The sequence below is a fragment of the Mesorhizobium sp. P2_C5_2 genome, from assembly GCF_056404535.1.
Map to the genome: position 1 here is coordinate 508,175 of NZ_JBFUDV010000004.1, position 25,186 is coordinate 533,360.

General features: G+C 62.8%; 27 protein-coding genes. 10 read left to right on the forward strand and 17 right to left on the reverse strand.

Annotation, left to right across the window (positions count from 1 at the left end; genetic code table 11):
- Positions 1 to 12: 12 nt before the first annotated feature.
- Complete coding sequence (locus AC1D1B_RS17650; RefSeq protein WP_477333739.1) at positions 13 to 1,926, reverse strand: PhoX family protein; 1,914 nt, start codon at positions 1,924 to 1,926, stop codon at positions 13 to 15.
- A gap of 111 nt (positions 1,927 to 2,037) precedes the next feature.
- Positions 2,038 to 2,433, reverse strand: coding sequence for a hypothetical protein (locus tag AC1D1B_RS17655; RefSeq protein ID WP_477333740.1), 396 nt, complete (start codon positions 2,431 to 2,433; stop codon positions 2,038 to 2,040).
- A gap of 314 nt (positions 2,434 to 2,747) precedes the next feature.
- Between AC1D1B_RS17655 and urtA the strand changes: the two genes are divergently transcribed.
- From urtA to AC1D1B_RS17685, 6 genes are all read left to right on the forward strand, one after another.
- Positions 2,748 to 4,058 carry an urea ABC transporter substrate-binding protein gene (gene urtA / locus AC1D1B_RS17660; RefSeq protein WP_477333741.1) on the forward strand — a complete coding sequence of 437 codons (1,311 nt, stop codon included), beginning with the start codon at positions 2,748 to 2,750 and terminating at the stop codon, positions 4,056 to 4,058.
- Between the two features lie 128 nt (positions 4,059 to 4,186).
- Entirely contained in the window at positions 4,187 to 5,803 is a 1,617-nt protein-coding gene (gene urtB / locus AC1D1B_RS17665; RefSeq protein ID WP_477333742.1) for an urea ABC transporter permease subunit UrtB, read from the forward strand.
- Positions 5,800 to 7,032 (forward strand): urea ABC transporter permease subunit UrtC, encoded by a 1,233-nt coding sequence (gene urtC / locus AC1D1B_RS17670; RefSeq protein ID WP_477333743.1) that lies wholly within the window; start codon positions 5,800 to 5,802, stop codon positions 7,030 to 7,032. The genes urtB and urtC overlap by 4 nt, the downstream gene beginning before the upstream one ends.
- A 4-nt stretch (positions 7,033 to 7,036) precedes the next feature.
- Positions 7,037 to 7,783 carry an urea ABC transporter ATP-binding protein UrtD gene (gene urtD / locus AC1D1B_RS17675; RefSeq protein ID WP_477333744.1) on the forward strand — a complete coding sequence of 249 codons (747 nt, stop codon included), beginning with the start codon at positions 7,037 to 7,039 and terminating at the stop codon, positions 7,781 to 7,783.
- Positions 7,784 to 7,852: 69 nt separating this feature from the next.
- The gene (gene urtE / locus AC1D1B_RS17680; protein ID WP_477333745.1) at positions 7,853 to 8,548 is read left to right on the forward strand and encodes an urea ABC transporter ATP-binding subunit UrtE; all 696 of its coding nucleotides are present in this window, start codon (positions 7,853 to 7,855) and stop codon (positions 8,546 to 8,548) included.
- Positions 8,549 to 9,079: 531 nt separating this feature from the next.
- Positions 9,080 to 9,256, forward strand: coding sequence for a hypothetical protein (locus AC1D1B_RS17685; RefSeq protein WP_477266637.1), 177 nt, complete (start codon positions 9,080 to 9,082; stop codon positions 9,254 to 9,256).
- A gap of 154 nt (positions 9,257 to 9,410) precedes the next feature.
- On the opposite strand, the gene AC1D1B_RS17690 is transcribed toward AC1D1B_RS17685, so the two are convergent.
- The 10 genes from AC1D1B_RS17690 to AC1D1B_RS17735 all read right to left on the reverse strand — a co-directional run bounded on the left by AC1D1B_RS17690 (position 9,411) and on the right by AC1D1B_RS17735 (position 18,479).
- On the reverse strand, positions 9,411 to 10,556 hold the full coding sequence (locus AC1D1B_RS17690; protein WP_477333746.1) for a GGDEF domain-containing protein: 1,146 nt from the start codon (positions 10,554 to 10,556) through the stop codon (positions 9,411 to 9,413).
- Positions 10,557 to 10,693: 137 nt separating this feature from the next.
- The gene (locus AC1D1B_RS17695) at positions 10,694 to 10,954 is read right to left on the reverse strand and encodes a hypothetical protein (protein WP_477333747.1); all 261 of its coding nucleotides are present in this window, start codon (positions 10,952 to 10,954) and stop codon (positions 10,694 to 10,696) included.
- 154 nt (positions 10,955 to 11,108) lie between these two features.
- Complete coding sequence (locus tag AC1D1B_RS17700; protein WP_477333748.1) at positions 11,109 to 11,912, reverse strand: DUF72 domain-containing protein; 804 nt, start codon at positions 11,910 to 11,912, stop codon at positions 11,109 to 11,111.
- 43 nt (positions 11,913 to 11,955) lie between these two features.
- Positions 11,956 to 12,420, reverse strand: coding sequence for a GNAT family N-acetyltransferase (locus AC1D1B_RS17705; RefSeq protein WP_477333749.1), 465 nt, complete (start codon positions 12,418 to 12,420; stop codon positions 11,956 to 11,958).
- Between the two features lie 34 nt (positions 12,421 to 12,454).
- Positions 12,455 to 15,376, reverse strand: a complete 2,922-nt coding sequence (gene uvrA, locus AC1D1B_RS17710; protein WP_477333750.1) for an excinuclease ABC subunit UvrA — start codon at positions 15,374 to 15,376, stop codon at positions 12,455 to 12,457.
- Between the two features lie 852 nt (positions 15,377 to 16,228).
- Positions 16,229 to 16,486 carry a hypothetical protein gene (locus tag AC1D1B_RS17715; RefSeq protein ID WP_477333751.1) on the reverse strand — a complete coding sequence of 86 codons (258 nt, stop codon included), beginning with the start codon at positions 16,484 to 16,486 and terminating at the stop codon, positions 16,229 to 16,231.
- Positions 16,487 to 16,595: 109 nt separating this feature from the next.
- Positions 16,596 to 17,204 carry an ATP-dependent Clp protease proteolytic subunit gene (locus AC1D1B_RS17720; protein ID WP_477333752.1) on the reverse strand — a complete coding sequence of 203 codons (609 nt, stop codon included), beginning with the start codon at positions 17,202 to 17,204 and terminating at the stop codon, positions 16,596 to 16,598.
- 29 nt (positions 17,205 to 17,233) lie between these two features.
- Complete coding sequence (locus tag AC1D1B_RS17725) at positions 17,234 to 17,701, reverse strand: SRPBCC family protein (protein ID WP_477333753.1); 468 nt, start codon at positions 17,699 to 17,701, stop codon at positions 17,234 to 17,236.
- Positions 17,698 to 18,012: an ArsR/SmtB family transcription factor gene (locus AC1D1B_RS17730; protein ID WP_477333754.1), complete on the reverse strand. Its 315-nt coding sequence runs from the start codon at positions 18,010 to 18,012 to the stop codon at positions 17,698 to 17,700. The genes AC1D1B_RS17725 and AC1D1B_RS17730 overlap by 4 nt, the downstream gene beginning before the upstream one ends.
- 44 nt (positions 18,013 to 18,056) lie before the next feature.
- A complete protein-coding gene (locus AC1D1B_RS17735; protein WP_477333755.1) occupies positions 18,057 to 18,479 on the reverse strand; it encodes a cupin domain-containing protein in 423 nt (140 codons plus the stop codon).
- A 176-nt stretch (positions 18,480 to 18,655) separates the two neighbouring features.
- Between AC1D1B_RS17735 and ssb the strand changes: the two genes are divergently transcribed.
- From ssb to AC1D1B_RS17750, 3 genes are read left to right on the forward strand one after another with little or no spacing between them, the layout of a single operon-like run.
- Positions 18,656 to 19,189, forward strand: coding sequence for a single-stranded DNA-binding protein (gene ssb / locus AC1D1B_RS17740; RefSeq protein ID WP_477333756.1), 534 nt, complete (start codon positions 18,656 to 18,658; stop codon positions 19,187 to 19,189).
- Positions 19,190 to 19,224: 35 nt separating this feature from the next.
- Positions 19,225 to 19,623 (forward strand): DUF2306 domain-containing protein, encoded by a 399-nt coding sequence (locus AC1D1B_RS17745; protein ID WP_477333757.1) that lies wholly within the window; start codon positions 19,225 to 19,227, stop codon positions 19,621 to 19,623.
- Positions 19,624 to 19,654: 31 nt separating this feature from the next.
- A complete protein-coding gene (locus tag AC1D1B_RS17750; RefSeq protein ID WP_477333758.1) occupies positions 19,655 to 20,080 on the forward strand; it encodes an OsmC family protein in 426 nt (141 codons plus the stop codon).
- Between the two features lie 59 nt (positions 20,081 to 20,139).
- On the opposite strand, the gene AC1D1B_RS17755 is transcribed toward AC1D1B_RS17750, so the two are convergent.
- The 3 genes from AC1D1B_RS17755 to AC1D1B_RS17765 form a co-directional block, all read right to left on the reverse strand.
- Positions 20,140 to 20,769 carry a MarC family protein gene (locus tag AC1D1B_RS17755; RefSeq protein ID WP_023822237.1) on the reverse strand — a complete coding sequence of 210 codons (630 nt, stop codon included), beginning with the start codon at positions 20,767 to 20,769 and terminating at the stop codon, positions 20,140 to 20,142.
- Positions 20,770 to 20,869: 100 nt separating this feature from the next.
- Positions 20,870 to 21,247, reverse strand: coding sequence for a VOC family protein (locus AC1D1B_RS17760; protein ID WP_477333759.1), 378 nt, complete (start codon positions 21,245 to 21,247; stop codon positions 20,870 to 20,872).
- 32 nt (positions 21,248 to 21,279) lie between these two features.
- Positions 21,280 to 21,816 carry a hypothetical protein gene (locus AC1D1B_RS17765; protein ID WP_477333760.1) on the reverse strand — a complete coding sequence of 179 codons (537 nt, stop codon included), beginning with the start codon at positions 21,814 to 21,816 and terminating at the stop codon, positions 21,280 to 21,282.
- Positions 21,817 to 21,903: 87 nt separating this feature from the next.
- On the opposite strand from AC1D1B_RS17765, the gene AC1D1B_RS17770 reads away from it, so the two are divergent.
- Positions 21,904 to 22,764 carry a helix-turn-helix transcriptional regulator gene (locus AC1D1B_RS17770; protein WP_477333761.1) on the forward strand — a complete coding sequence of 287 codons (861 nt, stop codon included), beginning with the start codon at positions 21,904 to 21,906 and terminating at the stop codon, positions 22,762 to 22,764.
- 2 nt (positions 22,765 to 22,766) lie between these two features.
- On the opposite strand, the gene AC1D1B_RS17775 is transcribed toward AC1D1B_RS17770, so the two are convergent.
- Positions 22,767 to 23,387 carry a ParB-like protein gene (locus AC1D1B_RS17775; protein WP_477333762.1) on the reverse strand — a complete coding sequence of 207 codons (621 nt, stop codon included), beginning with the start codon at positions 23,385 to 23,387 and terminating at the stop codon, positions 22,767 to 22,769.
- Complete coding sequence (locus AC1D1B_RS17780; protein ID WP_477333763.1) at positions 23,384 to 25,063, reverse strand: SulP family inorganic anion transporter; 1,680 nt, start codon at positions 25,061 to 25,063, stop codon at positions 23,384 to 23,386. Before AC1D1B_RS17780 ends, AC1D1B_RS17775 begins: the two co-directional genes overlap by 4 nt.
- Positions 25,064 to 25,186: the final 123 nt, after the last annotated feature.

A 25,186-nucleotide genomic window follows, 5' to 3' on the forward strand; every position in this document is an offset into this window, starting at 1 on the left:
TTTTTCGTCTGGCTAAGCGCCGACCGGCTGCCCGTCCTTGCGGCGGATGGCGACGACGGAAGGCCGCGGCAACTGGCCGTTTTTGAAGTCGGGCCACAGCGTCTGCACCTTGTCGAGCGTCTCGGCGTCTTCCGCAGGATGCTGCACCGACAGGAACAGCGTCGTGCCATCCGGCGTGAAGCATGGGCCGGTCGCCTCCGCGCCATGCGGGCAGGTGAACAGCAGTTTGGGCAGGCCGCGCGCCGCGCCTTCCGTGTCGACGCCGTAGACGCCGTCCGGCAGGTCGAAATCATTGGCGCCGTCCGTCGCCACCCACAGCCGCCCGGCCGGGTCGAAGGTGATGTTGTCGGGGCAGACGAACCAGCCATTGTCCGACGTATCCGGATGGAACGTGGCGCCGACCTTGGCATCTTTCGGGTTGCCGCAGAGCACGAACAGGTCCCAGGCATACTTTTCCGCCGTATGGTCGGCGTCCGCGCCACGGCCGCCGGGCGGGATCAGCTCGACGATATGGCCCCACAGGTTTTCCGGCCGGGTGTTGGCCGGATTGACCTTCGACTGGTCGCGCTTCTTGTTCTTGGTCATCACCGCATAGACACGGCCGGTCACCGGATTGGTCTCGATATCCTCGGGCCGGTCCATCGGCGTGGCGCCGAGCGCGTCGGCGGCAAACCGCGTCTTCAACAGCACCTCGGCCTGGTCGGCAAAACCGTTTTCGGCGGTGAGCTTGCCTTGGCCGTGCACCAAAGGCAGCCATGTCATCGAACCATCGGCATCGAAGCGGGCGACCGATAGCACGCCATCGTCGAGCAGATTGGCGCCGGAGGCCGAGTTGGCCTTGTCGTAGGCCTTGGCCGAGACGAAGCGATACATGTATTCGAAATAGTCGTCGTCACCCATATAGACGACGACGCGACCGTCCTTGTTGAGGACCACCGTCGAGGCCTCATGCGACATGCGGCCGAGCGCTGTGCGCTTCACCGGCTTGGACTGCGGGTCGTAGGGATCGATCTCCACCACCCAGTCGAAGCGGTTTGCCTCGTTCGGCTCCTTGTCGAGGTTGAAGCGGTCATGGAAGCGGCCGCGGCCGTAGATGTCGGAGCCGTCGAAGCCGTAGCGGTCGAGAAGCTCGGCGGTCGGCGCCTTCTTCGGGTCACCGCCGAAAATATCGGAAACACCTTCCTCACAGGTCAGCACCGTGCCCCAGGGGGTGAAGCCGCCGCTGCAGTTGTAACTGGTGCCGAGCACCTTGGTGCCGGTGACGTCGGCTGAGGTCTTCATCAGGGCATGGCCGGCGGCCGGTCCGGAAACGGTCATTTCGGTGTTGGCGGTGATGCGGCGGTTGAGCGGGCTGTCGGCAACCGTTTCCCACTTGCCGTCCTTCAACTGCACTTCGACGATCGAATGCCCCATCGCGGCCATGCCGAGATCGACCTGTTCCTTGGTCATCGTCTTGCCGGAATCGTCCTCGGTCGTGCCCGGAAACATCACATTGGGCGAGATGTACTCATTGTTGACGCAGAGCAGGCCATGGTCGGAATTGACCGTGCCTTTGGGCAGCGGCATGAAGGCGATGTAGTCGCAATTGTAGCCAAAACGCTTTTCCTGTTCGTCCGCGGCGACCTTGTTGCCGTCGAACTCGGCGAGACCGGCGGCAAGCGGATCGCCCCAGCGCGCGACGATGGTCGTCTCATAGCCTTCGGCGGCGGCATGGGTCTTGTCGTAGACGCGCTTCAACTCGGGAAAGCCAAGCGTCGACTGCGCTGCCGCGGCATGCGTTTCACCGGCAAACAGGGAGCCGACAAAGCTGCCGCCGGCAATCAGCGCGCCGGAGGCAAGGCTGCCTTTCAAAAGAGACCGGCGCGAGACGCGCTCGGCAATGACGTCGCGGATGACGGGGGAGGATGAAGACGGTGCATTGGCCATGGTGTCTGCCTCTCAGGGTGGATGTTACGGCGCACCGCTGCCGTAGTCTGCTTCGGCAACATCCGCATGACAGGAGAGGAAACCGCAAGCGAACGACTGGATCGGGCTCGCTCAGCCCTTGGTGCAGGTCGAGGCAGTGAAGGCGCCGTCGGGCTGCTTCAGGATGATGTCAAACGACGGGGTGGTCTCGCCGTCCAGCGTGGCTTGCGTCATCGAGACTGAGTTGCCGCCGGTGGTGTAGCCGCCCAGCGGGCCCAGCCAGGTGATCTCGCCATTGGCGTTCATCTGGTAGTTGTAGCCTTGCGGCGCGGTGCCGAACGTCACCGGGCCGCTATAGACATTGCCCTTGATGGTAATGTCGCCGAGGTTCAGGAAGGCGCCCAGCAGATAGACTTCGCAGTGATAGGTACCGTCCGGCAGCTTGCCATCGCTGAAGTCGGCGCGCGCGGCGCCGCTCGTTGCGATCAGCAGCAGGATGCCGGAAATGCATGAGATGCGGGATGTCATCGGGTTACTCGTTTGCGGAATGAGCTTGCCCCATTTTTGCGCCGTGCTGCAATATTGTTCGCCCGCAAGCCGCTGCCGGAGATCAAAATCTAGGCACTTGTCATACTTGGGCGAAAATTAGGCAAAAGCCTTGTGCGCTGCGCAAATTTCCCTCAATCAGTTCTTAACCGGCTGCCTTTGTTTTCTTTAGGCTAATATAATAACCGGCTGATAACGTTCGGCTATCTCCCCTTTCCGAGAGGTGCCTTTGCATTTGGCACGGCTGTTGCATTGCATTGTTGCGGTGCAATCAACCAAGCTTGGGAGTCTTCGGTATGAGGGGTAATTTCGCTACAATAACAAAAATGTTTTCGGCCGGCGTGGTCGCTGCCGGCCTGTCGATGTCGTCTCCAGCCAAGGCCGCCGAAGACACGATCAAGGTCGGCATTCTGCATTCGCTGTCGGGGACCATGGCGATTTCGGAAACGACGCTGAAAGACGCCATGCTGATGCTCATCGAAGAGCAGAACGCCAAGGGTGGCCTGCTCGGCAAGAAGCTGGAAGCGGTCGTCGTCGATCCGGCGTCCAACTGGCCGCTCTTCGCCGAAAAGGCGCGCGAGCTGATCTCCAAGGACAAGGTCGCGGCCGTATTCGGCTGCTGGACCTCGGTGTCGCGCAAATCCGTTCTGCCGGTATTCTCCGAGCTCGACAACATCCTGTTCTATCCCGTCCAGTATGAGGGCGAGGAAAGCGAGCGCAACGTGTTCTACACTGGTGCGGCTCCCAACCAGCAGGCCATCCCTGCTGTCGACTACCTGATGAGCGAGGATGGCGGCTCGGTGAAGCGCTGGGTGCTGGAAGGCACCGACTATGTCTATCCGCGCACCACCAACAAGATCCTCGAGGCCTATCTGAAGGCCAAGGGCGTCGCCGCCGAAGACATCATGGTCAACTACACGCCGTTCGGCTTCTCCGACTGGCAGACCGAGGTGTCGGCGATCAAGAAGTTCGGCTCGGCCGGCAAGAAGACCGCCGTCGTCTCGACCGTCAACGGTGACGCCAACGTTCCCTTCTACAAGGAACTCGGCAACCAGGGCATCAAGGCCGAGGATATCCCGGTCATGGCCTTCTCGGTCGGCGAGGAAGAACTGGCCGGTCTCGACACCGCGCCGCTGGTCGGCCATCTCGCCGCCTGGAACTATTTCGAGAGCGTCGACACGCCGGAAAACAAGAAGTTCATCGCCGACTGGCACAAGTTCATCAAGAATGACAAGCGCACCACCAACGACCCGATGGAAGCCCACTATATCGGCTTCAACATGTGGGTGAAGGCGGTCGAGAAGGCCGGCACTACCGATCCGGACAAGGTGATCGACGCCATGGTCGGCGTGTCCGTGCCGAACCTCACCGGCGGCTATTCGACGATGATGCCGAACCATCACATCACCAAGCCGGTGCTGATCGGCGAGATCCAGGCCGACGGCCAGTTCGAGACCGTGTCGCAGACGCCCGGCCTCGTGATGGGCGACGAATGGTCCGACTATCTGCCTGATTCCAAGGACCTGATCTCGGATTGGCGCGCGCCTCTGTCCTGCGGCAACTTCAACGTCGCCACCGGCAAGTGCGGCGGCAAGGGGACCAACTGATCCTCCCCGGCCTGGACCATCAGGTCCATGGCCATCTGGCCGGTTCCAAGGCCAGAGACCGCAAGGCGTCCGGGCGCTTCAGCCCGCCCGGACGCCGAATTCCACCTCCCGGAAAAGTATCTGAACGGATGATCCTGTTGCGCGCTCTCGGCCTCATGTTGGTGTTCCTGATGGCAAGTCTGTTGCCGTCGAACGCAGCCGAAGCCGATTTGCGCGCCATCATCGCCAAGTTCGCCACCGGCACTGGCTTTTCCGCCATCGAGGCCGTGGTGCGCGAGCTTGCCGCTACCGGCGATCCGCTGGTTGAACGGCCGCTTGCCGCTCTTGCCGAAGGCAATCTCTACATCCGCAAAGCCGATTCCATGGTTTTCGTCGGCAATGAGGCCGGCGACAGCGTCTCGCTGCTCGATCCGCTGAGCGGCGAAAAGACCGGCGATGCCGCCAAGACCGATATCACCAAGATCAAGGTCAACAACACGCTGCGCCGTGTCATCCGCGACGCGCTGGGCACGCTGACGCTCCGCGCCAAGGATCCGTCTGTCCGCATCGCCGCGGCCGATACCATGTTCAAGACGCCCGATGCCGCCAACATCGAGCCGCTCGACGCGGCAATCGCCGCCGAGACCGATGCCAAGGTCAAGGCACTCTTTGAACAGGCGCGCGCGGCATCGGTGCTGGTCTCCGACAAGCCGGAAGCGGACAAGCTCGCGGCAGTCGCGCTGATCGGCGCGCGCGGCGATCGCGACGCGCTCTCGCTGCTGACCGCGGTCGAGGCTAATGCGCAAGGCGCGGTCAAGGACGCGGCGACCGCGGCAATCGCCAGCATCAATTCGAGCCTGGCGCTGTGGGATGCCGGCCAGAACATCTGGTACGGCATTTCGCTCGGCTCGGTGCTGCTGCTCGCGGCCATCGGCCTTGCCATCACCTTCGGCGTCATGGGCGTCATCAACATGGCGCATGGCGAGATGGTGATGCTCGGCGCCTACACCACCTTTGTCGTCCAGCAGGTGATCCGAACCTCATTCCCCGGCCTGTTCGACTGGTCGCTGGTCATCGCGCTGCCGCTGGCTTTTCTGGTTGCTGCTTCTGTCGGCCTTATCATCGAGCGCGGCGTCATCCGCTTTCTCTACGGCCGGCCGCTGGAAACGCTGCTCGCGACCTGGGGCGTCTCGCTGGTGCTGCAACAAGCGGTGCGTTCGATCTTCGGGCCGACCAACCAGGAGGTCGGCAATCCCTCCTGGATGTCGGGCTCGTTCGACGTCGGCCAGTTGGCCATCACCTGGAACCGGCTGTGGATCCTGGTCTTCGCGCTCACTGTCTTTGGGGTGCTGCTCTACGTCATGAAGCGCACGCCCTGGGGCCTGCAGATGCGCGCCGTCACCGCCAACCGGCGCATGGCCGCCTCGATGGGCATCCGGACGCCCTGGGTCGACGCGCTGACCTTTGCTCTCGGATCGGGAATTGCCGGCATTGCCGGCGTCGCGCTCAGCCAGATCGACAATGTCTCGCCCAATCTCGGCCGCGGCTACATCATCGACAGTTTCATGGTCGTGGTCTTCGGCGGCGTCGGCAATCTCTGGGGCACGCTGGTTGGCGCCTTCTCGCTCGGCATCGTCAACAAGGTTCTGGAACCCTATGCCGGCGCGGTGCTCGGGAAGATCGTCGTGCTGGTGCTGATCATCCTGTTCATCCAGAAGCGCCCGCGCGGCCTGTTCGCGCTCAAGGGCAGGGCGGTGGAAGCATGATCACTGGACACTTCTTTGCCGCTGGCGCCGACCGCCGCATCGCCATCACCATTTTCATCCTGTCGGCTGCCGCCATCATCGTGCCGCTGCTCAACCTCGCGGTGTCGCCGACCAGCGCGTTCTATATTCCGCCCTATATCGTCGCGCTGACCGGCAAATATCTCTGCTACGCACTGCTTGCCTTGGCGCTCGATCTCGTCTGGGGCTATTGCGGCATCCTTTCGCTCGGCCACGGCGCCTTCTTCGCGCTCGGCGGCTATGCGATGGGCATGTATCTGATGCGCCAGATCGGCTCGCGCGGTGTCTACGGCAATCCCATCCTGCCCGACTTCATGGTATTCCTGAATTACAAGGAATTGCCCTGGTTCTGGACCGGCTTCGACCATTTCTGGTTCGCCGCCATCATGGTGCTCGCCGTGCCCGGCCTGCTCGCCTTCGTCTTCGGCTGGTTCGCCTTCCGCAGCCGCGTCACCGGCGTCTATCTCTCGATCATCACCCAGGCGATGACCTATGCGCTGCTGCTTGCCTTCTTCCGCAACGATATGGGTTTCGGCGGCAACAACGGCCTGACCGATTTCAAGGATATTTTGGGCTTCAACGTCCAGGCCGACGCGACCCGCTCGGCCCTGTTCGCCGCCAGTGCGGCGATGCTGGCGCTCGCCGTCTTCATCACCTGGGCCATCGTTGGCTCCAAATACGGCAAGCTGCTGATGGCTGTGCGCGATGCCGAAAGCCGCACCCGCTTCCTTGGCTGGCGGGCGGAGAATGTGAAGCTGTTCGCCTTCACCGTGTCGGCCGTGATGGCTGGCATTGCCGGCGCGCTCTATGTGCCGCAGGTCGGCATCATCAATCCCGGCGAGTTCGAGCCGTCCAACTCGATCGAAGTGGTGATCTGGGCAGCCGTCGGTGGGCGCGGCACCATTGTCGGCCCGATCGTCGGCGCGCTGCTCGTCAATGCCGGCAAATCCTGGTTCACCGGGCTGCTGCCGGAATTCTGGCTGTTTGCGCTCGGCGGCCTGTTCGTCGCCGTCACGCTGTTCCTGCCCAAGGGCATCGTCGGCATGTGGGACAGTTGGCGCGGCAACGCTCGGGCGATGCGGGCAGCCGCGATCGCCGAGGAAGCCGGCGCCGACCCTGATGTCCCGCCGCCCCCGAAGATCGTTCGCTCCGCGGCGACAACGCCCGGTGCCTGGTCCGCGTCCGGCCCCGAACCGCAGCCGGCGGAGTAGAGCGATGTCGAAGTCCAACACCATCCTCTATCTCGACGGCGTCTCGGTCTCCTTCGACGGGTTTCGCGCCATCAACAATCTCTCGCTTGTGCTCGACAAGGGTGAGATGCGCGCCATCATCGGGCCCAACGGTGCCGGCAAGACGACAATGATGGACATTGTCACCGGCAAGACGCGGCCCGACGAGGGCGAGGTGTTCTTCGACGGCCAGGTCGACCTCACCCGGCACGACGAGGCCGAGATCGCCATGATGGGCATCGGCCGCAAATTCCAGAAGCCGACCGTCTTCGAAAACCACAGCGTTGAAGACAATCTGATGCTGGCGCTGAAGGGGCCGCGCTCGATCTTCCCGGCGCTGTTCCATCGCCGCTCGGCCGCCGAGGCGCGGCAGATCGACGACATCCTTGGCGTCATCCGGCTCGGCGACAAGCGTCACGATCTGGCAGCCAATCTCAGCCACGGCCAGAAACAATGGCTGGAGATCGGCATGCTTTTGGCGCAGGACCCGAAACTGCTTTTGGTCGACGAGCCGGTCGCCGGCATGACCGATGCCGAAACCGAGGAGACCGCGCGGCTGCTCAAGGATATCGCGCGCGACCATTCGGTCATCGTTGTCGAACACGACATGCATTTCGTGCGCGAGCTCGGCGTCAAGGTCACCTGCCTGCATGAGGGCTCGGTGCTGTCGGAAGGCTCGCTCGACTTTGTCTCGGCCGACGAACGTGTCGTCGAAGTTTATCTCGGGAGATGAGCATGGTGTGGCGGGTGCAATTCCATCGCTTCGATCTGTCTTTCCTTCGCTTCTGGAGAAGGCGCTGACATGCTGGAAGTTTCCAACGCCACGCTCCACTACGGCGCCGCCCAGGCGCTGCGCGGCGTGTCGCTGACCGCTGGTGCCGGCAAGATCACCTGCGTGCTCGGCCGCAACGGCGTCGGCAAGACCAGTTTGATGAGATCGATCGTCGGCCACCACCGGCTGACGAGCGGAAGTGTTGCCTTCGAGGGGAAGGCGCTCGACCGGAGCGCGGCGTATGATCGCGCCCGGTCGGGCATCGCATTCGTACCGCAGGGCAGGGAGATATTTCCCCTGCTGACGGTGCGCGAGAACCTGGAGTCCGGCTTTGCTCCGTTGAAGCGAAGCGACCGCAATGTGCCGGCGCATGTCTTCGAACTGTTCCCGGTGCTGAAGCAGATGCTCGGCCGCCGTGGCGGCGATCTCTCCGGTGGCCAGCAGCAGCAACTCGCCATCGGCCGCGCGCTGGTGATGCGGCCGAAACTGCTGGTGCTGGACGAGCCGACGGAAGGCATCCAGCCCTCGATCATCAAGGACATCGGCCGCGCCATCCGCTATCTGCGCGACCAGGCCGGCATCGCCGTGCTGCTGGTCGAGCAATATCTCGATTTCTGTCGCGAACTCGCCGACGAGGTCAACATCATGGATCGCGGCCAGATCGTCCACACCGGCCCGGCGGAAGATCTGGATAGGGCGGATGTCAGGAAGTTTCTGACGGTATAACGCAGGTCGAACGGCTGCACGGATCGCTCACGTCGAAGATTGGCCGAAATGCCCAGAACCACTTCGTCATTCTAGGGCGGAGCAAGGAGCGGAGCGACGCGCGCAGACCCTAGAATCCATGCCGCGACATCCGCCAACGAGCGCCGCGATGCAGAATAAAACCGCTTCTACGGCACATTGGCCATTCGACCTTCTGAACCGTTGGTAACGCTTCTTCGTCACGGCATGGATCCCTGGGTCTTCGCCCCGCCTCGCGGAGCCACGCCCAAGGATGACGAAGTCGCGAAGGTCCGCGCCTCTGCGCCTGACTTTCGTCAGCGGCGCCATACTCAACACTGGCACGCCGAATACTGCATGCTAGTCTTTCCTAGGCCCTCGGTGAGTCGGCCGCTTCCGTATCAGTCTGTAGCAGATCGAGGGAATGCGCTGGCTCAGCCTGCAAGTTCCACGCAAGCAAGCCACCCTAGCTTTCCCTCGCAGTTCTGATTGTCGGTCAATGCGTCCAGATAATCTTGCCAGGAGAATAGGGCTATGGAACGGTTCGTCGAGGACCACCAGAAACGACGACTGACAGAGCGCGTCGACATCATCACCGCCATCAACATTCTGCGCTCGCAGGGCTACCAGCCTGATGAGCTGATCGGCGAAATCACCAAGGTTTTCTATGTGGATCTCGACACCTACAACGAGATCGTCCTGGCGGCGTGACTGTTTCGGACTGAGGATGTGTTGAGATTCAGGTCAGGCCGTGCCGAAAATGGTGGCTGCCGAGAACCGGAGCGGAGCGTACTTTAGTACGTGAGCACCGGAAGCGCAGAGAGCCGCCATTTGCAGGCCGGCATCACCTGAATATCGGCACAGCCTAACCGGCGCGCCGGAAGGCCAGCACCCGATTGCGGCCGCCGCGCTTGGCGCCGTAAAGCGCCTTGTCGGCGGCGCTGAGCACCTTGTCGAACTTGGTGCCGCCTTCGCTGCCGAAGGCGTAGCCGGCGCTGACCGTGCAGGCCAGCAGGCGGGTCTCTGTATCGATCCGGCGCGAGGCAAAACTGGCCCGGATGCGCTCGGCTATGAATTCCACCTTCTCAGGCAAGATGCGATCGAGGACCAGCGCGAACTCCTCTCCGCCCATGCGCGCCGCGACATCGCCCGGCTGGAGATTGGCGGTCAAATCCTTGGCGAACAGTTTCAGCACCTCGTCGCCGGTGGCATGGCCGAACTCGTCGTTGATGGCCTTGAAGCCATCGAGATCGAACACGATCACGGCGGTGAAAACCCCTACCGGTGTTTTGCCATGCAGATCGAACAGAGCGCGGCGGTTGAGTAGGCCGGTCAGCGGATCGGTCAGCGCTTCGCGTCGGTGATGCTGTGCCAGGCGCCCCTGGTTGAGCGCCAGCGACAGCGCGCCGATGCCGGTCATGCAGGCGATAACAACGATGAGGCTGAGATTCTCTGCCCAGTTGCTCGGCGCATGGCCGAGCACCAGCCTGCCATCCCAGACGAGCACCCCGGAGCACAGCACGAAGGATATGGCAGTGGCTGTGTAAAGCCCGGCGATACCGATGATGGGGGCCGGGAATTCGGTTCGCCCCTTCCAGTATTCATAGGCCGTCGCAAACAGGAGCAGCGCGGCAAAGGCATTTTCCAGCATGAAGCCCAGCCCGTCATAGCCAAGCGCCATTGGTGGCAAGGCGATCGCCAGCGAGACGCCGGCGCCTATGCCGATGCGCGGCAGCGGCGAGGCGCCGGTCGTGAATTGGTGGGCCGCGCCCAGCATGGTCGCGAAGCCGAGCAGCAGGAACGTGAAGGTGGCGAGGCCAAGCAGGCGTCCGGGCGTGTCGATATAGGCCTGGTAGGCGAAGACGTCGCAGACGATCAGAAGCACGCTGACCGCCCATGTCAGCAGGAATTTTTCCGAGCGCGCGGTTAGCCAGATGCCAAACAGAGTCATACCGAGGCAAGCGGCGGAAAACCCGACAGCCAGCAGAAGGGAATTGTAGTCGAGCGACATGCCCTCGTCCTTGCCCGCGGCAGCCTGTCTCTACGACGGGACCGACCCCCGATTTATGCAGGAAGGAGGTATCGATAAGGTTACGGAGGTATCGATAAGGTTACGATGGCGCTGAAGATGCCGTGATTTCGCTGCGTTTAGAGGACCACCGATAGCAGCAGGATGAGGCCGACGCCCATCATCAGGAGGCCTGGCCAATTCTGCGACAGGCCGAGAAAGCCAAGCCCGCGCCGCCGCGGCTCCAGCGTCGGACCTGACTTTACGAAATTTCCCCCAGGGTGAATCGGCACAACCGGAGAGGGTGCCGGATCGCTGAGCCGCCCGCGCCTGAGAACTGCGCCCGCCATATACACAACGCCGGCGACGGTGAGCAACGCACCGAAGAGGATAACAATCATGTCTCGCCTCCTTCACGTCCTGCATCTGATGCAGGACCTTGCGGGATGGTTGGCGACTCGCGGCGACCTCAGCGCCTGCAAAGATAAAACGATCAAGATGCCCGGCAGGTTCCGCAACAAAACCAAAGCGCCGTGTGGAAGTTCGCCGCCCCAGCTAGCTCACCCGCTTCATCAGCGCCATGGCGCCGAACGGCGCGCGCACCTTGCCCTCGGTGATGAAGTAGGCGAACACGTCGCGCGGCTTGACTGGCGCGTCGAAGGCCGGATCGGCGCGCCGCAGATCCGCCGGCTGCTTGCCTTCCGCCCAGGTTTTTACCCGCGCTGCCCATTCGTCCAGGCCTTTCGGGGTGTAGCAGTCGGGATTGTCGTCCGACCCGGTCTGCAGCCGCGCATAGATGAAATCGCCGGTGATGTCGGCGATATCAGGGTATTTGACATGGTCGGCATAAACGATCGCCGCCTTGTATTTGCGCGCGAGTGCGGCGAATTCCGGCACGATGAAACTGTCGTTGCGCACCTCGAGCGCATGGCGCAGCGCCACCCCGTCCTGCTTTTCCGGCAGCAGCTTCAGAAAGGCTTCGAAATCGTCCGCATCGAACTTTTTCGTCGGCGCGAACTGCCACAGGATCGGCCCGAGCTTCTCACCGAGCGCGGCGACGCCGGAGCTGAGGAAGCGCGTCATGGATTCGCCGGCTTCGCCAAGCACGCGCCGGTTGGTGACGAAGCGGTTGCCTTTCAGCGAATAGACGAAACCGTCGGGCGCCTCGCTCGCCCATTTGATGAAGGTTGGCTCCTTGAAGCTGGAATAGTAGGTGCCGTTGACCTCGATGCTTGGCACCTGGCGGGTGGCATAGTTCAGCTGCTTGGCCTTCGACAGTTTGTCTGGATAGAAGGACGTATCCCAGGGCTCGAAAGTCCAGCCGCCCATGCCCGAGCGGATTGTTCCTGAAGTGCTCATAGTCGTCCTCCCGAGTTCAGAAGTCTGGCCGAGTTCAGAAAAATCAGGCCGCCTCGCCGACAGGTTTTGCCATATCGACGACCGTCCATCCCGGCCGGTGGGGATTGGCCCGGCGCCCTGTTTCGCGAAAACCATAGGCAGTGTAGATCGCAATGTTCCGTTCCATGCGCGAATTGGTGTAGAGCCGCACCTCCGGAACGCCCCACGACCGCGCCTGCTCTTCGGCGAAGTCGAGCAGCGCGGTGCCGAGTTTCCTGCCCTGGAACGCGGGGGAGACGGCGACGCTGAAGATCATCACATGATCGGAATGCCGCTCGATGACGATCAGCCCGGCGAGATCCGAGCCACTCTCCAGCAACCAGACCTCACCGCGTTCGATGCGCGGCGCATAATCCTCGGTGACCGGGATCGGCGGCGCGCCGAGCAGAGGCGTGTAATGCTCGTAGGCGGCCCGCGTCAGCGAGACGACTGCGTCAAGATCACCGGCAAGCGCCTGTCGGAACATCATTCAAAGCTCTCCAGGCGCTCGACCGGTCTGTCTATCACTCCGCCGCTTCGCGCTTGCCCCCGGGCCGTCGCTCGAGCAATTCCTTGAGGAAATGGCCGGTGTAGCTGCGCTTTTCGCGCACGATGGCTTCCGGCGTGCCCTGGGCGACCAGTTCACCGCCGCCGTCGCCGCCTTCGGGGCCGAGGTCGAGCACCCAGTCGGCGGTCTTGATCACTTCGAGATTATGCTCGATGACCACTACCGTGTTGCCCTGGTCGACCAGTTCGTGCAGCACTTCCAGAAGCTTGGCGACGTCGTGGAAATGCAGGCCGGTGGTCGGCTCGTCGAGGATGTAGAGCGTCTTGCCGGTTGCCTTGCGTGAAAGTTCCTTGGCCAGCTTGATGCGCTGCGCCTCGCCGCCTGACAGTGTCGTCGCCTGCTGGCCGATATGGATGTAGCCGAGGCCGACCTGCTTCAGCGTATCGAGCTTGTCGCGCACACCGGGCACGGCGGCGAAGAAGTCGACGCCTTCCTCGACCGTCATGTCGAGCACGTCGGCGATCGACTTGCCCTTGAACACAACATCGAGCGTCTCGCGGTTGTAGCGCTTGCCATGGCAGACGTCGCAGGTGACGTAGACGTCGGGCAGGAAGTGCATCTCGATCTTGATGACGCCGTCGCCCTGACAGGCCTCGCAGCGGCCGCCCTTGACGTTGAAGGAGAAGCGGCCTGGCTGATAGCCGCGCGCCTTGGCTTCCGGCAGTCCGGCAAACCAGTCACGGATGGGTGTGAAAGCGCCGGTATAGGTGGCCGGATTGGAGCGCGGTGTGCGCCCGATCGGCGATTGGTCGATGTCGATGACCTTGTCGAGGAATTCGAGCCCCTCGATGCGGTCGTGATCGGCCGGATGTTCGCGCGAGCCCATGATGCGGCGCGAGGCCGCCTTGAACAAAGTCTCGATCAGGAAGGTCGACTTGCCGCCACCCGACACGCCGGTGACAGCGGTAAAAGTGCCGAGCGGAATTTCGGCGGTGACGTTCTTCAGATTGTTGCCGCGCGCGCCGACGACCTTGATCCGGCGGTTCTTCTTCGCCTCGCGCCTGACACCTGGTGTGGCCACTTCCAGCGCGCCCGACAGATATTTGCCGGTGATCGAATTCGGATTGGCCATCACCTGCTGCGGCGTGCCCTGGGCGATGATCTCGCCGCCATGGATGCCGGCGGCCGGGCCCATGTCGACGACATAGTCGGCATGCAGGATTGCGTCCTCGTCATGCTCGACGACGATCACCGTGTTGCCGATGTCGCGCAGATGCTTGAGCGTGTCGAGCAGGCGGGCATTGTCGCGCTGGTGCAGGCCGATCGACGGCTCGTCCAGCACATAGAGCACGCCGGTGAGGCCCGAGCCGATCTGCGAGGCCAGGCGAATGCGCTGGCTCTCGCCGCCCGACAGCGTGCCGGAATTGCGCGACAGCGTAAGATAGTCGAGACCGACATCGTTGAGGAAGCGCAGCCGGTCGCGGATCTCCTTGAGCACCCGCACGGCGATTTCATTCTGCTTGTCGTTGAGTTGCGCCGGCAGGTCGGTAAACCATTTGTCGGCGTTTCGGATCGACTGCTCGGTGACCTCGCCGATATGTTTTCCCGCGATCTTCACCGCCAGCGCTTCCGGCTTCAGCCGGTAGCCCTTGCAGACCGGGCAAGGCGTCGCCGACATGAAGCGCTCGATCTCCTCGCGCATCCAGGCGGATTCGGTTTCCTTCCAGCGCCGCTCGAGATTGGGGATGACACCTTCGAACGTCTTGGTCGTCTTGTAGGACCGCAAGCCGTCATCGTACTGGAAGGTGACCTCGCGCTCGCCGGTGCCGCGCAGGACGGCTTCCTTGGCCTCTTCGGTCAGATCCCTAAACTTGTCGCCGAGCTTGAAGCCGTACGCCTTGCCCAGCGCTTCCAGCGTCTGCGCGTAATAGGGCGAGGTCGATTTCGCCCACGGGCTGACGGCGCCGTCGCGCAGCGAGACGTTTTCATCCGGTACGATCAGGCTGGCGTCGATGGCGCGCTGGTTGCCGAGACCGTCGCAGGTCGGGCAGGCGCCGAACGGGTTGTTGAACGAGAACAGCCTGGGCTCGATCTCCGGAATGGTGAAGCCGGAGACCGGGCAGGCGAATTTTTCCGAGAACAGGATGCGCTCATGCGTCTCGTTCTTCGATTTGTTGACGGAGTCTTCGCCGGTCTGGCTGGCGTCGAGCGGCTTGTCGGCGAACTCTGCCACGGCCAACCCTTCGGCGAGCTTCAGCGCCGTTTCGATGGAATCGGCAAGCCGTGTTGCCAAGTCTCCACGCACGACGATGCGATCGACGACGACGTCGATGTCGTGCTTGTACTTCTTGTCCAGCGCCGGCACATCGGCGATCTCATAGAAGACGCCGTCGACCTTGACGCGCTGAAAACCCTTTTTCTGCAGCTCCAGCAGTTCCTTGCGGTATTCGCCCTTGCGGCCGCGCACGATGGGGGCGAGCAGGAACAGGCGCGTGCCTTCTTCGACTGCCAGCACCCTGTCGACCATCTGGCTGACCGTCTGGCTCTCGATCGGCAGGCCGGTGGCCGGCGAATAGGGAATGCCGACACGCGCGAACAGCAAGCGCATGTAGTCGTAAATCTCGGTGACGGTGCCGACCGTCGAGCGCGGATTCTTCGACGTCGTCTTCTGCTCGATCGAGATGGCAGGCGAGAGGCCGTCGATCTGGTCGACGTCCGGCTTCTGCATCATTTCGAGGAATTGCCGCGCATAGGCCGATAGACTCTCGACATAACGACGCTGGCCCTCGGCATAGATGGTGTCGAAGGCAAGCGACGATTTGCCGGAGCCCGACAGACCGGTCATGACGATCAGGCTGTCACGCGGCAGGTCGAGATCGACATTCTTCAGATTGTGTTCGCGTGCACCGCGAATGGAAAGGTATTTATGGTCGGCCATCGCCGGTCGCCGCCTCAAGTCTGGTATCAGTGGGATCGGCGGGGTTTTCCCGGCCATCCCCTATGTAGGTATTTTTGCCGCCACGTCGAGAGACGCCACACTTCTCGACCAAAGTCGTTTAACCGTCTTTCGCGCGAAGGGGCAAGCGGAAAGAACAAAGGCCGAACACGCTCCTGACAAAGCTGTGCAGAAACTGACAAGGATGTTTCAGAAACTGACCCTGACGTAAGCTCCCGGCGATCACATTTTTCGGTAACCGGCTATTCAAGGTTGACGTCGCGGAATCAGGGGCGCAGTCTTCAGAAGTCACCGGAGCCGGCCGTCTTTCGATGGCCTCGCCGCCCATAGGTGGCCTGCGAGACGCCGCAGGTTTCGCGATTTGTGCTTCGGACGACAACAGTCGCAACGGACATAGGAGCGGAGCATGACGCCACCGGATAGTCCTTTGAGGCTCCACATCTCGTTGGAGCCGCGGCGGGCATAAGTGCCAGGGTAGTTTCAAGGCATTAGAGTGTATGCGTCCAAACGAACGCATCGCTTTAATCCAACAAACCACCCGACAAACCGTGACCTGCCGAATCCCACAAAAATCAGAGACGGATAGTCGGATCGTCGGCTGAATGCCGCGAAGCATCCGAGAAAAAAGTCGGTATAACACTACCGGCAAGTTGGATTTTAAATCCAAAAAAAGCCCCGACCGTTTGCGGAAGCAACGGCGGGGCTGTCTGTTTGTGCCTGCGCGATTGGCGAAATCCTTGATGGCAGCGTCCTTCTCCCCGTTCACACGGGGAGAAGATGGCGGCAGCCAGATGAGGGGCGGCGCTGACTTATGAAATGGAGCCTGATCCGACCCTATCGGTTCGAAGGCTTGATCCCACCCGTACCGACATCGACAGTGATGCTGCCGGAAATCGTGACATCGGTGTCGCCGATCTTGAATGTGCCGTTCTCGCCGGTAGGCAGCGCGTCGTCCGGCTCCGGCTGCGGCGCGGGTTTGGCGATGCGGTAGTCGCTGGTTACGCCGGGCAGGGCGCCCGTCTGCGGTTGCGATGGGCTGTTCCCGGCAAAAGCCGCGCCGGCGGCCGCGGCGGTGATCGCAATGGCGGTCATCAGTCTGTTCAGGCGGTAGCGCATCGCAAGACTATAGTGATGCGCTCAATGCGAGGCCAGACCGGCGGCATCAAATTGACGCGACGCCGGCCAGCCTTCAATGCGGCGATCAGGCAGCCGCCTGCTTGCGGGTATCGAAGACGTGGTCGACGAGGCCCCAATCCTTGGCTTCTCGCGCGGTCATGAAGAAATCGCGGTCGAGCGTGCGTTCGACCTCTTCATAGGTGCGACCGCAATGGTGCGCGTAGAGCTCCGTCATGTGCCGCTTGGTGCGCAAAATACCTTCGGCATGGCGCTGGATGTCCGAGGCCTGGCCCTGGAAGCCGCCCAGGGGCTGGTGCAGCACGATGCTGGCATTGGGCAGTGCGATGCGCCGTCCCGGCGTTCCCGCCATCAGCAGGAACGAGGCCATCGAGGCGGCAAAGCCCATGCACACCGTCGACACTGGGCAACTGACATATTGCATCGTGTCATAGATGGCGAAACCGCTGGTCACCACTCCGCCCGGCGAGTTGATGTAGAGCGAGATCTCCTTGTCGGGATTGTCCGATTCCAGCGACAGCAGCTGGGCGCAGACCAGCGCCGACATGCCGTCATTGATCTCGCCATTGACGAAGATGATGCGCTCGCGCAGCAGCCGCGAGAAAATGTCGAAGGCGCGTTCGCCGCGGCTCGATTGTTCGATCACCATCGGCACCAGATTGGCAAAGCCGCTCATCTCATTGTCTCCGTTCGGTTTTCTCTAGATCAAGCGGCGCGCAACAGCAGGCGCGGCGCGTTCGCGGCGATAGGTAGTCTGGGCTTGTTTGCGCGCAGCGAAAGCCGGCAGCCGGCGCCCGCCATCGCAACTGCGGGCATTGCTGCCTGGACAAACCCGTCATGGACGATGCGCAGATGCGTGCCGCCGGAAACGGTGCGCGAAAGCGTGAAGGTGACGATGCTGTCCAGCCCATTGGCATCACCGGTCTGCGACCGCTCGCGCCAGGAGTAGCGCAGCAAACGCCCAGGTTCGGCATCGATCACTTCGCACTCGATCGGCGCCTCTGGTCCGGCAAAGGCAAAGCGACTGCCGGTTTCCGGCTTGATGTCGTTTGGCATCATCCAGGCCGCCAAAAGCTCCGGCACGGTCAGCGCCCGCCACACCTTTTCCGGTGCGTCCGGGAGGTCGCATTCAAATTCGAGTGCGTCTTCCTTATTTTTCGCATGCTCGGTCATTGATCCATGTCCTTCAAAACGGCCTTCAGTCTTTCCATGCGTTCCGGCCAGAATGCGCGGTAGCGTTCGATCCAGCCGAGCAGCGGCTCGAGCCCTTGCGGATCGGCGCGGTAGTACGCGTTGCGGCCGGAGCGCCTTTCGCTGACCAGGCCGGCGCCGCGCAGCACGGCGAGGTGCTGCGACACCGCCGGCTGCGACACGCTCATGCCGCTTCGCAGCTCCGACACGCTCATCTCGCCGCCGGCGAGCCGCTCATAGACGGCGCGCCGCGTCGGGTCGGCCAGGGCGCGAAAAATCTCTGCTTCGATCATGGCAAAAGCATAAGTCGATACTTATTGATTTGGCAAGCGGTGTTTTATGGCGCCGCCGGAAGCCAGCGCCTCACCGGCTCGGCAGAGCCCTCGAACGCCGCCTCGAAGATCGGTGACGCCAGCACGGCCTGGATGTGAAGCGTTTTGGCGCCAACGTTTCTAAACCCGTGTTTTCGTTGGGCAGGAATGAGGAGCGATTGTCCGGCAGTCAGCGTCAGATGGTCTTCATCGATCCACATTTCAGCGGTCCCGGCGATGACGGTCAGCACTTCCTCCACCGGGTGCTGGTGGGTCGGAGCCCCGACGCCGGGCTGAACCCATTGTTCGAACAGGCAAAGCTGGCTTGCCCCGTTGTCGGCGGAGACCTGCATTCGGGTGTCCACGCCTGCCCGCCACTGCTCTCGCGGCTGGTCCAGATGCGCAATGACCTTCATTCGCCACCGCCTTTCGATCCGGCATGGTCGCAATTTCAGGCGCTTACCCTACCTCTTGTTGACGTTTCTTGACAGGAGGAGGTGACAGGAATAGAACAAAAATAGAACAAAAACCTTGTGGGAAAAGCCAGCCGCGGCAAGCGAGGATTGTCTGCAGGCTGTAAGGTGAGCGACTTAAAATTTGTTTCGGATGAGCGCGGAGAAGTGTCATGGCGGGTAGCGTCAACAAGGTCATTCTGGTCGGTAACCTCGGCGCGGACCCTGAAATTCGTCGCCTGAATTCGGGTGACCCGGTCGTCAACATCCGCATCGCCACGTCGGAAAGCTGGCGCGACAAGAATTCCGGCGAGCGTAAGGAAAAGACCGAGTGGCACAATGTCGTCATTTTCAATGACCAGATCGCCAAGGTCGCCGAACAGTACCTGAAGAAGGGCATGAAGGTTTACGTCGAAGGCCAGCTGCAGACACGCAAATGGCAGGACCAGACCGGCGCCGACAAGTACACGACGGAAGTCGTGCTGCAGAAATTCCGCGGCGAGCTGCAGATGCTCGATTCACGCGGCGAGGGCGGCGGCCAGGTCGGCAACTATGCCGGTGGCGGCGGCGCCAGCCGTGGCTCGGATTTCGGCCAGTCGAGCCCCAATGAAAGCTTCAACCGTGGTGGCGGCAACAGCGGTGGCGCCAGGGGCGGTGGCGGTGGCGGCGGCTCGTCACGCGAACTGGACGACGAAATCCCGTTCTGAGCAGCGAGCGATAGCCAATCTAGGGAGAGGGCGCGATGTCGCTCGGACCGCTTCTATCGGCGCCCCCTCCCATTCCCTGGCACGCCTTCGCGGCCCTTACCGCGCTGGTTTTAGGTGGCACCCAACTGGCGCTGCCGAAAGGCACGACGCGCCATCGCGTGATGGGCTACGCCTGGGCGGCGCTGATGCTGGTCATCGCCATCTCCAGTTTCTGGATCCAGCAGATACGCCTCATCGGCCCGTTCAGCCCGATCCACATCTTGTCGATCATAGTGTTGGTCACCGTACCGCTTGCGGTCTGGCACGCGCATATGCATCGCATCGCTAAACATCGCAGGGTCATGATTTCGCTCTATGTTTTCGCGCTGATCGGCGCCGGCGTGTTCACGCTGCTGCCGGGCCGGATCATGCATGCGGTCGTGTTTGGCCAGTGACGCGTTGCATATTTCTGAGAGGAAGACTGCCGTGAAAGCACGGATCAAGTGGGTCGAGGAGCGCACCTTTGTTGGCGAGTCCGGCAGCGGCCACAAGGTCGTGCTGGGAACCGCCTCCGGGCCGGAAGGCAAGACGCCGGGTCCGAGCCCGATGGAGCTGGTTCTGATCGGCACCGGCGGTTGTTCAGCCTATGATGTCGTCCACATTCTGGAAAAAGGCCGCGAGGCGATCGAGGACTGTGTCGTCGAGCTCGACGCCGACCGGGCGGAAACCGACCCAAAAGTCTTCACCCGCATCCACATGCATTTCGTCGTCACGGGCCGCGCGCTGTCGCACGACAAGGTCCAGCGCGCGATCAACCTGTCGATCGAAAAATACTGCTCGGCCTCCGCCATGCTGGCGAAGACCGCTGTTATTACCCACGATTTCGAAGTCGTCGACACAGGGGCGAAGTAGGCAGTAGGCAGTAGGCAGTAGGCAGTAGGCAGTAGGCAGTAGGCAGTAGGGCCTGCCACTCACCCCGCCATCAGCGCCTTGATGCCATCGGCGACGAACTGCACCGCAAGCGCTGCCAGGATGACGCCGAGCAGGCGGGTCAGGATCGAGCGGCCGGTCTGGCCGAGGATGCGGTCGATGCGCTCGGACAAGACGAACACCAGATAGGTGATGGCCAGGCAGACAAAGATGATGCCGACCAGCGCCGCCTGGGCGGTAAACCCCTGGAACGAGCCGGACAGAAGCACGGTCGCCGAAATCGCGCCAGGCCCGGCAATCAGCGGGATCGCCAGCGGGAAGGCGGCGATGTTGTGGATCATGTCCTTGGTGATGGCGACGTCGCCGATTTTCTCTTTGCGGTCCTGGCGGCGCTCGAACACCATTTCGAAGGCGATGAAGAACAGCAAAAATCCGCCGGCGACGCGGAAGGCCGGCAGCGTGATGCCGAACACCGACAGGATCGAGGCGCCGGCAACCGCAAACAGCGCCATCACCAGGAAGCCGATGATCGAGGCGCGCACCGAAACCTGCTGACGCTCCTCGCGGTTCATGCCACGCGTGACGGCAAGGAAGAGCGGCGCGAGGCCAGGCGGGTCGATGGTCACCAGAATGGTGACGAAGGCGTTGAACAGGCTGTCGAAACTCGGCATCGCTGACCCCTCCCGCCGGGCCGGACCCCCGCGCCACCATAGTGGTAGAGCAAAGCCCGGCCGGTGGGAACCGTCTGAGATGCCGGAGACGCCGGCAGTGTTAGCCGGCCGCGCTGCAATAAGCTTCCAGACGATAGCCGTCGGGATCGATGACGAAGGCGGCGTAGTAATTGTCCCCATAGTCGGCGCGAAGGCCCGGCGCGCCATTGTCGCTGCCGCCTTGGCGCATGGCACCGGCATGAAAGGCGTCGACGCTGGCCCTTGTCGGCGCGGCAAAACAGAAATGCAGGCCGGACTTTTCGTCCGGTGGCACCGGCCGCGCCGCGTCGTTCACCCAGAGTGCTATCGCCTGTGCGTCATAGCCGAGCGAGCCTGGCGACTGGCTGAGACAGGAATAGCCGAGCGGCTTCAGCGCGGCATCGTAGAAGGGCTTCGAAATATTGGTGTCGCGGACACCGATCGAGACATGGCCAAGCATGTTTTTCACCTTTTTTACAATATGTTGCGCTGTCAGCCTTGCGCGACACGGCGCGCCAGGAACTCGACTTCGAGGCGCCATGTCCCTCCATTGTTGTGCGAACGCTCGCCCAGCCAGCGGAAGCTGTCTTTGGTGATGCGTGAAAAGCTCCAGCGCACCGACGAGCCGGTGCCATCGGCGCCAACTTGCACGATCGTGTCGCCTTCGGCGCGACCAAGCTGGCGGCTGTAATATTGGTTACGCGGGTCGCTCCAGAAGATGTGCCAGGCATCCGAGCTGGGATCAAAGGCCCGCAGCGTTGTGCCATAGAAAGTCCATTTGCCGAGCGAGGGCGTCGGGCCGGCATCGCGTGCGGGCAAGATCCACACATCCTGGATCGCCTTGCCTTCCAGGACCCAGCCGAAATGCACCTCGCCGCGTCCGGTGAGAACCGTGCCGTCCTCGAGGTGGCGCGTGGCATCGAATGTCCAGGCGCCGACGAAACGGCCGTAGAGATCGAGCTTCTCAGCCAGGTCAGGATTGGGGCCGTCGCTGTGGAGCGCCTGGCTGAAAGAGAAAGAATTGGTCATGCTGCTGCCTTCGTGGTGTCAGGAGGCTGCAAGCGATAGGCCGGGGCGGGGGTGTTGCGCTTGGGAAAAATTGCTATCTTTCAGGCCATGACCACGAGTGAGCAAAAACTGGCTTCGGGGCCGGACTGGTATGTGTCCGACGTGCTGTGCACGGCCGGCGCCGGCGATCGTCCGTTCGAGGAAGAGCACCGCAGCGTCTGCATTGCCGCGGTCACCAGCGGCAGCTTCCGTTACCGCACCAGCCAAGGCGCCGCCATGCTGGCGCCGGGCGCGATCCTGCTTGGCAATGTCGGCGCCTGCTATGAATGCGGGCACGAGCACGGTGCCGGAGACCGCTGCCTGTCGTTCCACTTCGCTGCGGCCCATCTTGACCGCATCGCCAGCGACGTGGCTGGCGCGAAGAAGCTGGCGTTCGGAGTGCCGCATCTGCCGCCCTTGCCGGCACTGGCGTCGCTGCTGGCCGAGGCCGAAGCGGCGCGTGAGACGACCGACATCGATGCCTTCGAGGAGCTTGGCCTGCGCATTGCCGGCGCCGCACTTGCTGTCGCCAGTGAGGCCGCGCCGGCAGCTCGCCCGCCGAGCCGACGCGACCAGAAACGGGTCGCCGAGGCGGTGCGGCAGATCGAGCTCAATGCCGACCGGCCGGTCTCGCTCGCCGAGCTTGCCGGCTCGACGGCGACCAGCCCCTATCACTTCCTGCGCACCTTCCGGCAGGTCGCCGGCATGACGCCTTACCAGTTTCTGTTGAGAACACGGCTGCACCGCGCGGCGGTGCGGCTGCGCATGTCGGATGAGCCCATCTCGGCAATTGCCTTCGAGGCCGGCTTCAACGATTTGTCGACATTCAATCGCCGTTTCCGGCGCGTCATGGGCGAAACGCCCGGTGACTATCGCGCCCGCCGGTCTGGCAGCGCTTTGCCGTCACCATCGGCGATTGCGCCCTTCTGATATCAGTCCGAGCTTGGCCCACACCATCCCGGCAGGTAGTCGGCGTCCTTGCTCCTGGCCAGGACCAGCGCTTGCCCCATCGCCTTGTCGAAGTTTTTCACCACTGCGTCCCGGTCGATGCGCCGGCGCATGAAATCCGCCCATAAAAACTCACTGAACGGCGTCGTTTCCTTGGCGAAGCCGGCTCGCCGGCGAAGCTCTCCCGCCAGGCTGCGATAGGGGTCGTCGACAAGGTCGGCCATGCTTTTGGGAATGGCGTCATAATCCCGGCGGTGCCCATTCTCGTCGAACGGATGCATCCAGCCGCGCTTGTCGAGCACGACCATGAAGGCGTCCTTGTCGAGGGCCGACAAATCGGCCATCACCGTCACCAGTACGTCCGCGACGCCTTCCTCAAGCAGCGCGCGGGCGAGATGGTGGTGATCGGTGACGTAGTTGCGTTTCTTCGGACCGAGCACCACCGGCACCAGATGGCGGCCCAGAAACGCCCCGGTCTTCTTCGGGCTCTGCAGCCGGATCATGCGGCGTTTAACGTCCACTTCCCGCAATCCGACGGTGATCTGCGTCGGCCGCAGCTCCGCTACCGGAACCGGGCTCAGCAAGGGTTCTCGCTCGGTGGTCATGTTGCCTCGTCCTGCTTTTGCTTGTCCGGCGCCAGGGCCTTGATGGCGGCGTCGACGCTGTGAAAGATCCTGTGCGAGCCGACCAGGTCGGCAATACCGAAACGCGCCAGTGCCGCCTGGGCGCGCAGCGATTCCAGCCGCGCAATGGCAAAGATCGCGCCCGCCTTGCGGCAGTGGGCGATGGTGTCGATCAGGGCCTGCGCGGCGGTATAGTCGATCTCGGCGATGTTGCTGGCTTCCAGCACGACAAGCTTGATGTTTTCGGCCCTGGCATCGATCAGGTCGCAGACGCCGCGCTTGAAGCTGTCGGCATTGACGAAGGACAGTGGCGCCTGGAAAGCCACAACCAGCACACCGGAGAGCTGCTCGCCCGCCGACGGCGTGCCCGGCGGCCACCACACCGACGTGCCGGGCACCTGTTCGAGCTCGATCGCCTGCGTGCGTGTCGCGCTCCAGAGTCCGTGCAGCAGCGACAGGCCGATGCCGACCGCCACGCCGGTCTCGATCGGCAGCACGACGATCGCCGTCATGGTGATCAGGATGAGCGCGAATTCGACCGGCGCCTGTCGATAGACGCTGGCGAACACTTTCCAGCGCAAGATGTGCTGGGCCACGAACAGCAGCACGCCGGCAAGCGCTGCCTGCGGGACATCGGCAAGCAAGCCGCCGCCGAAAGCGCCAAGCGCCAGCACGATGGCCCCGGCAATCAGACCCGACACTTGCGAACGGCCGCCCGATTGGGCGACGATTGCGGTGCGTGGCGGGCTGGCATTGACCGCGAAGGCGCCGAACAGGCCAGACAGGATGCTGCCGGCGCCGACGCCGACAAAATCGCGGTTGATGTCGGGCGCCTCGCCCACAAAGGAGCGGCTGGTGGCCGCCGTCTGCACCATGACAACGATGGCGATCAGCAGGGCCAGCGGCAGCAGCGCCTGCGCGTCGCTGAGGCTTGCCGTCGGCAGGCCGGCTTGCGGCAGGCCGTTGGGCAAGGCGCCGAGCACCTCGACGCCCCGCGCCTTCAGGCCGAAGACCGCAACCGCCAGCGTCGCCAGCACCATGCCGATCAAGGCGCCGGGGATGCGGGCGCTGATGCGCTCGGCGACGAACACGGTCGCGAACACGCCGAGGCCAAGCGTCAGGCTCCACGGGTTGGTCAAATGCAGATTGGCGGCGATCTCACCGACACGGCGCAGCGTTTCACCGCTTTCGGCCGGCAGACCGAGCAATCCGGGCAGTTGCGATACGATGATATGGACGGCGATGCCGGCCAGAAAACCGGTGGTGACCGGCACCGACAACAGGTCGGCGATCCAGCCCAGCCGGAAGATGCCGCTCAGACCCACCAGCAGGCCGACCATCAGCGCCAGCATGGCCGCCAACGCCAGATAATGCGCCGAGCCGGCAACGGCGATGAGCGCCAGGCCGCCCGCAAACAGCGGCGTGATGGTCGAATCCGCGCCGGAAGACAGATGGCGATTGGCGCCGAACAGGGCAAAGGCCAGCGATCCCGCGACAAAGGCAAAGAAGCCGATCTCGGGCGCAAAGCCGCCAAGGCGGGCCGTCGCCATCTGTTCGGGAATGGCGATCGCGGCCAGCGTCAGCCCGGCGGCCAGATCGCCATTGAGATCCCCGGGCCGCCAACCGCTCAGCGCTCGCAAAGGCAGCCACCGGTTCATCGTGCTTATGGCTCTTGGCTAGGAAAACGACCCACCGCAGGCTTTTGCCCTGATGGCGGCTAAATGCGCTATGGCCAAATCGTCGCAATCAGCGGTATCCATTTGAAATTACCACCGAAATTG

What these genes read in the sequence shown, in the direction of transcription:
- AC1D1B_RS17650 (WP_477333739.1), bottom strand. Translation starts at nt 1,926, where the DNA reads ATGGCCAATGCACCGTCTTCATCCTCCCCCGTCATCCGCGACGTCATT.
- AC1D1B_RS17655 (WP_477333740.1), bottom strand. Translation starts at nt 2,433, where the DNA reads ATGACATCCCGCATCTCATGCATTTCCGGCATCCTGCTGCTGATCGCA.
- urtA (WP_477333741.1), top strand. Translation starts at nt 2,748, where the DNA reads ATGAGGGGTAATTTCGCTACAATAACAAAAATGTTTTCGGCCGGCGTG.
- urtB (WP_477333742.1), top strand. Translation starts at nt 4,187, where the DNA reads ATGATCCTGTTGCGCGCTCTCGGCCTCATGTTGGTGTTCCTGATGGCA.
- urtC (WP_477333743.1), top strand. Translation starts at nt 5,800, where the DNA reads ATGATCACTGGACACTTCTTTGCCGCTGGCGCCGACCGCCGCATCGCC.
- urtD (WP_477333744.1), top strand. Translation starts at nt 7,037, where the DNA reads ATGTCGAAGTCCAACACCATCCTCTATCTCGACGGCGTCTCGGTCTCC.
- urtE (WP_477333745.1), top strand. Translation starts at nt 7,853, where the DNA reads ATGCTGGAAGTTTCCAACGCCACGCTCCACTACGGCGCCGCCCAGGCG.
- AC1D1B_RS17685 (WP_477266637.1), top strand. Translation starts at nt 9,080, where the DNA reads ATGGAACGGTTCGTCGAGGACCACCAGAAACGACGACTGACAGAGCGC.
- AC1D1B_RS17690 (WP_477333746.1), bottom strand. Translation starts at nt 10,556, where the DNA reads ATGTCGCTCGACTACAATTCCCTTCTGCTGGCTGTCGGGTTTTCCGCC.
- AC1D1B_RS17695 (WP_477333747.1), bottom strand. Translation starts at nt 10,954, where the DNA reads ATGATTGTTATCCTCTTCGGTGCGTTGCTCACCGTCGCCGGCGTTGTG.
- AC1D1B_RS17700 (WP_477333748.1), bottom strand. Translation starts at nt 11,912, where the DNA reads ATGAGCACTTCAGGAACAATCCGCTCGGGCATGGGCGGCTGGACTTTC.
- AC1D1B_RS17705 (WP_477333749.1), bottom strand. Translation starts at nt 12,420, where the DNA reads ATGATGTTCCGACAGGCGCTTGCCGGTGATCTTGACGCAGTCGTCTCG.
- uvrA (WP_477333750.1), bottom strand. Translation starts at nt 15,376, where the DNA reads ATGGCCGACCATAAATACCTTTCCATTCGCGGTGCACGCGAACACAAT.
- AC1D1B_RS17715 (WP_477333751.1), bottom strand. Translation starts at nt 16,486, where the DNA reads ATGACCGCCATTGCGATCACCGCCGCGGCCGCCGGCGCGGCTTTTGCC.
- AC1D1B_RS17720 (WP_477333752.1), bottom strand. Translation starts at nt 17,204, where the DNA reads ATGAGCGGCTTTGCCAATCTGGTGCCGATGGTGATCGAACAATCGAGC.
- AC1D1B_RS17725 (WP_477333753.1), bottom strand. Translation starts at nt 17,701, where the DNA reads ATGACCGAGCATGCGAAAAATAAGGAAGACGCACTCGAATTTGAATGC.
- AC1D1B_RS17730 (WP_477333754.1), bottom strand. Translation starts at nt 18,012, where the DNA reads ATGATCGAAGCAGAGATTTTTCGCGCCCTGGCCGACCCGACGCGGCGC.
- ssb (WP_477333756.1), top strand. Translation starts at nt 18,656, where the DNA reads ATGGCGGGTAGCGTCAACAAGGTCATTCTGGTCGGTAACCTCGGCGCG.
- AC1D1B_RS17745 (WP_477333757.1), top strand. Translation starts at nt 19,225, where the DNA reads ATGTCGCTCGGACCGCTTCTATCGGCGCCCCCTCCCATTCCCTGGCAC.
- AC1D1B_RS17755 (WP_023822237.1), bottom strand. Translation starts at nt 20,769, where the DNA reads ATGCCGAGTTTCGACAGCCTGTTCAACGCCTTCGTCACCATTCTGGTG.
- AC1D1B_RS17760 (WP_477333759.1), bottom strand. Translation starts at nt 21,247, where the DNA reads ATGCTTGGCCATGTCTCGATCGGTGTCCGCGACACCAATATTTCGAAG.
- AC1D1B_RS17765 (WP_477333760.1), bottom strand. Translation starts at nt 21,816, where the DNA reads ATGACCAATTCTTTCTCTTTCAGCCAGGCGCTCCACAGCGACGGCCCC.
- AC1D1B_RS17770 (WP_477333761.1), top strand. Translation starts at nt 21,904, where the DNA reads ATGACCACGAGTGAGCAAAAACTGGCTTCGGGGCCGGACTGGTATGTG.
- AC1D1B_RS17775 (WP_477333762.1), bottom strand. Translation starts at nt 23,387, where the DNA reads ATGACCACCGAGCGAGAACCCTTGCTGAGCCCGGTTCCGGTAGCGGAG.
- AC1D1B_RS17780 (WP_477333763.1), bottom strand. Translation starts at nt 25,063, where the DNA reads ATGAACCGGTGGCTGCCTTTGCGAGCGCTGAGCGGTTGGCGGCCCGGG.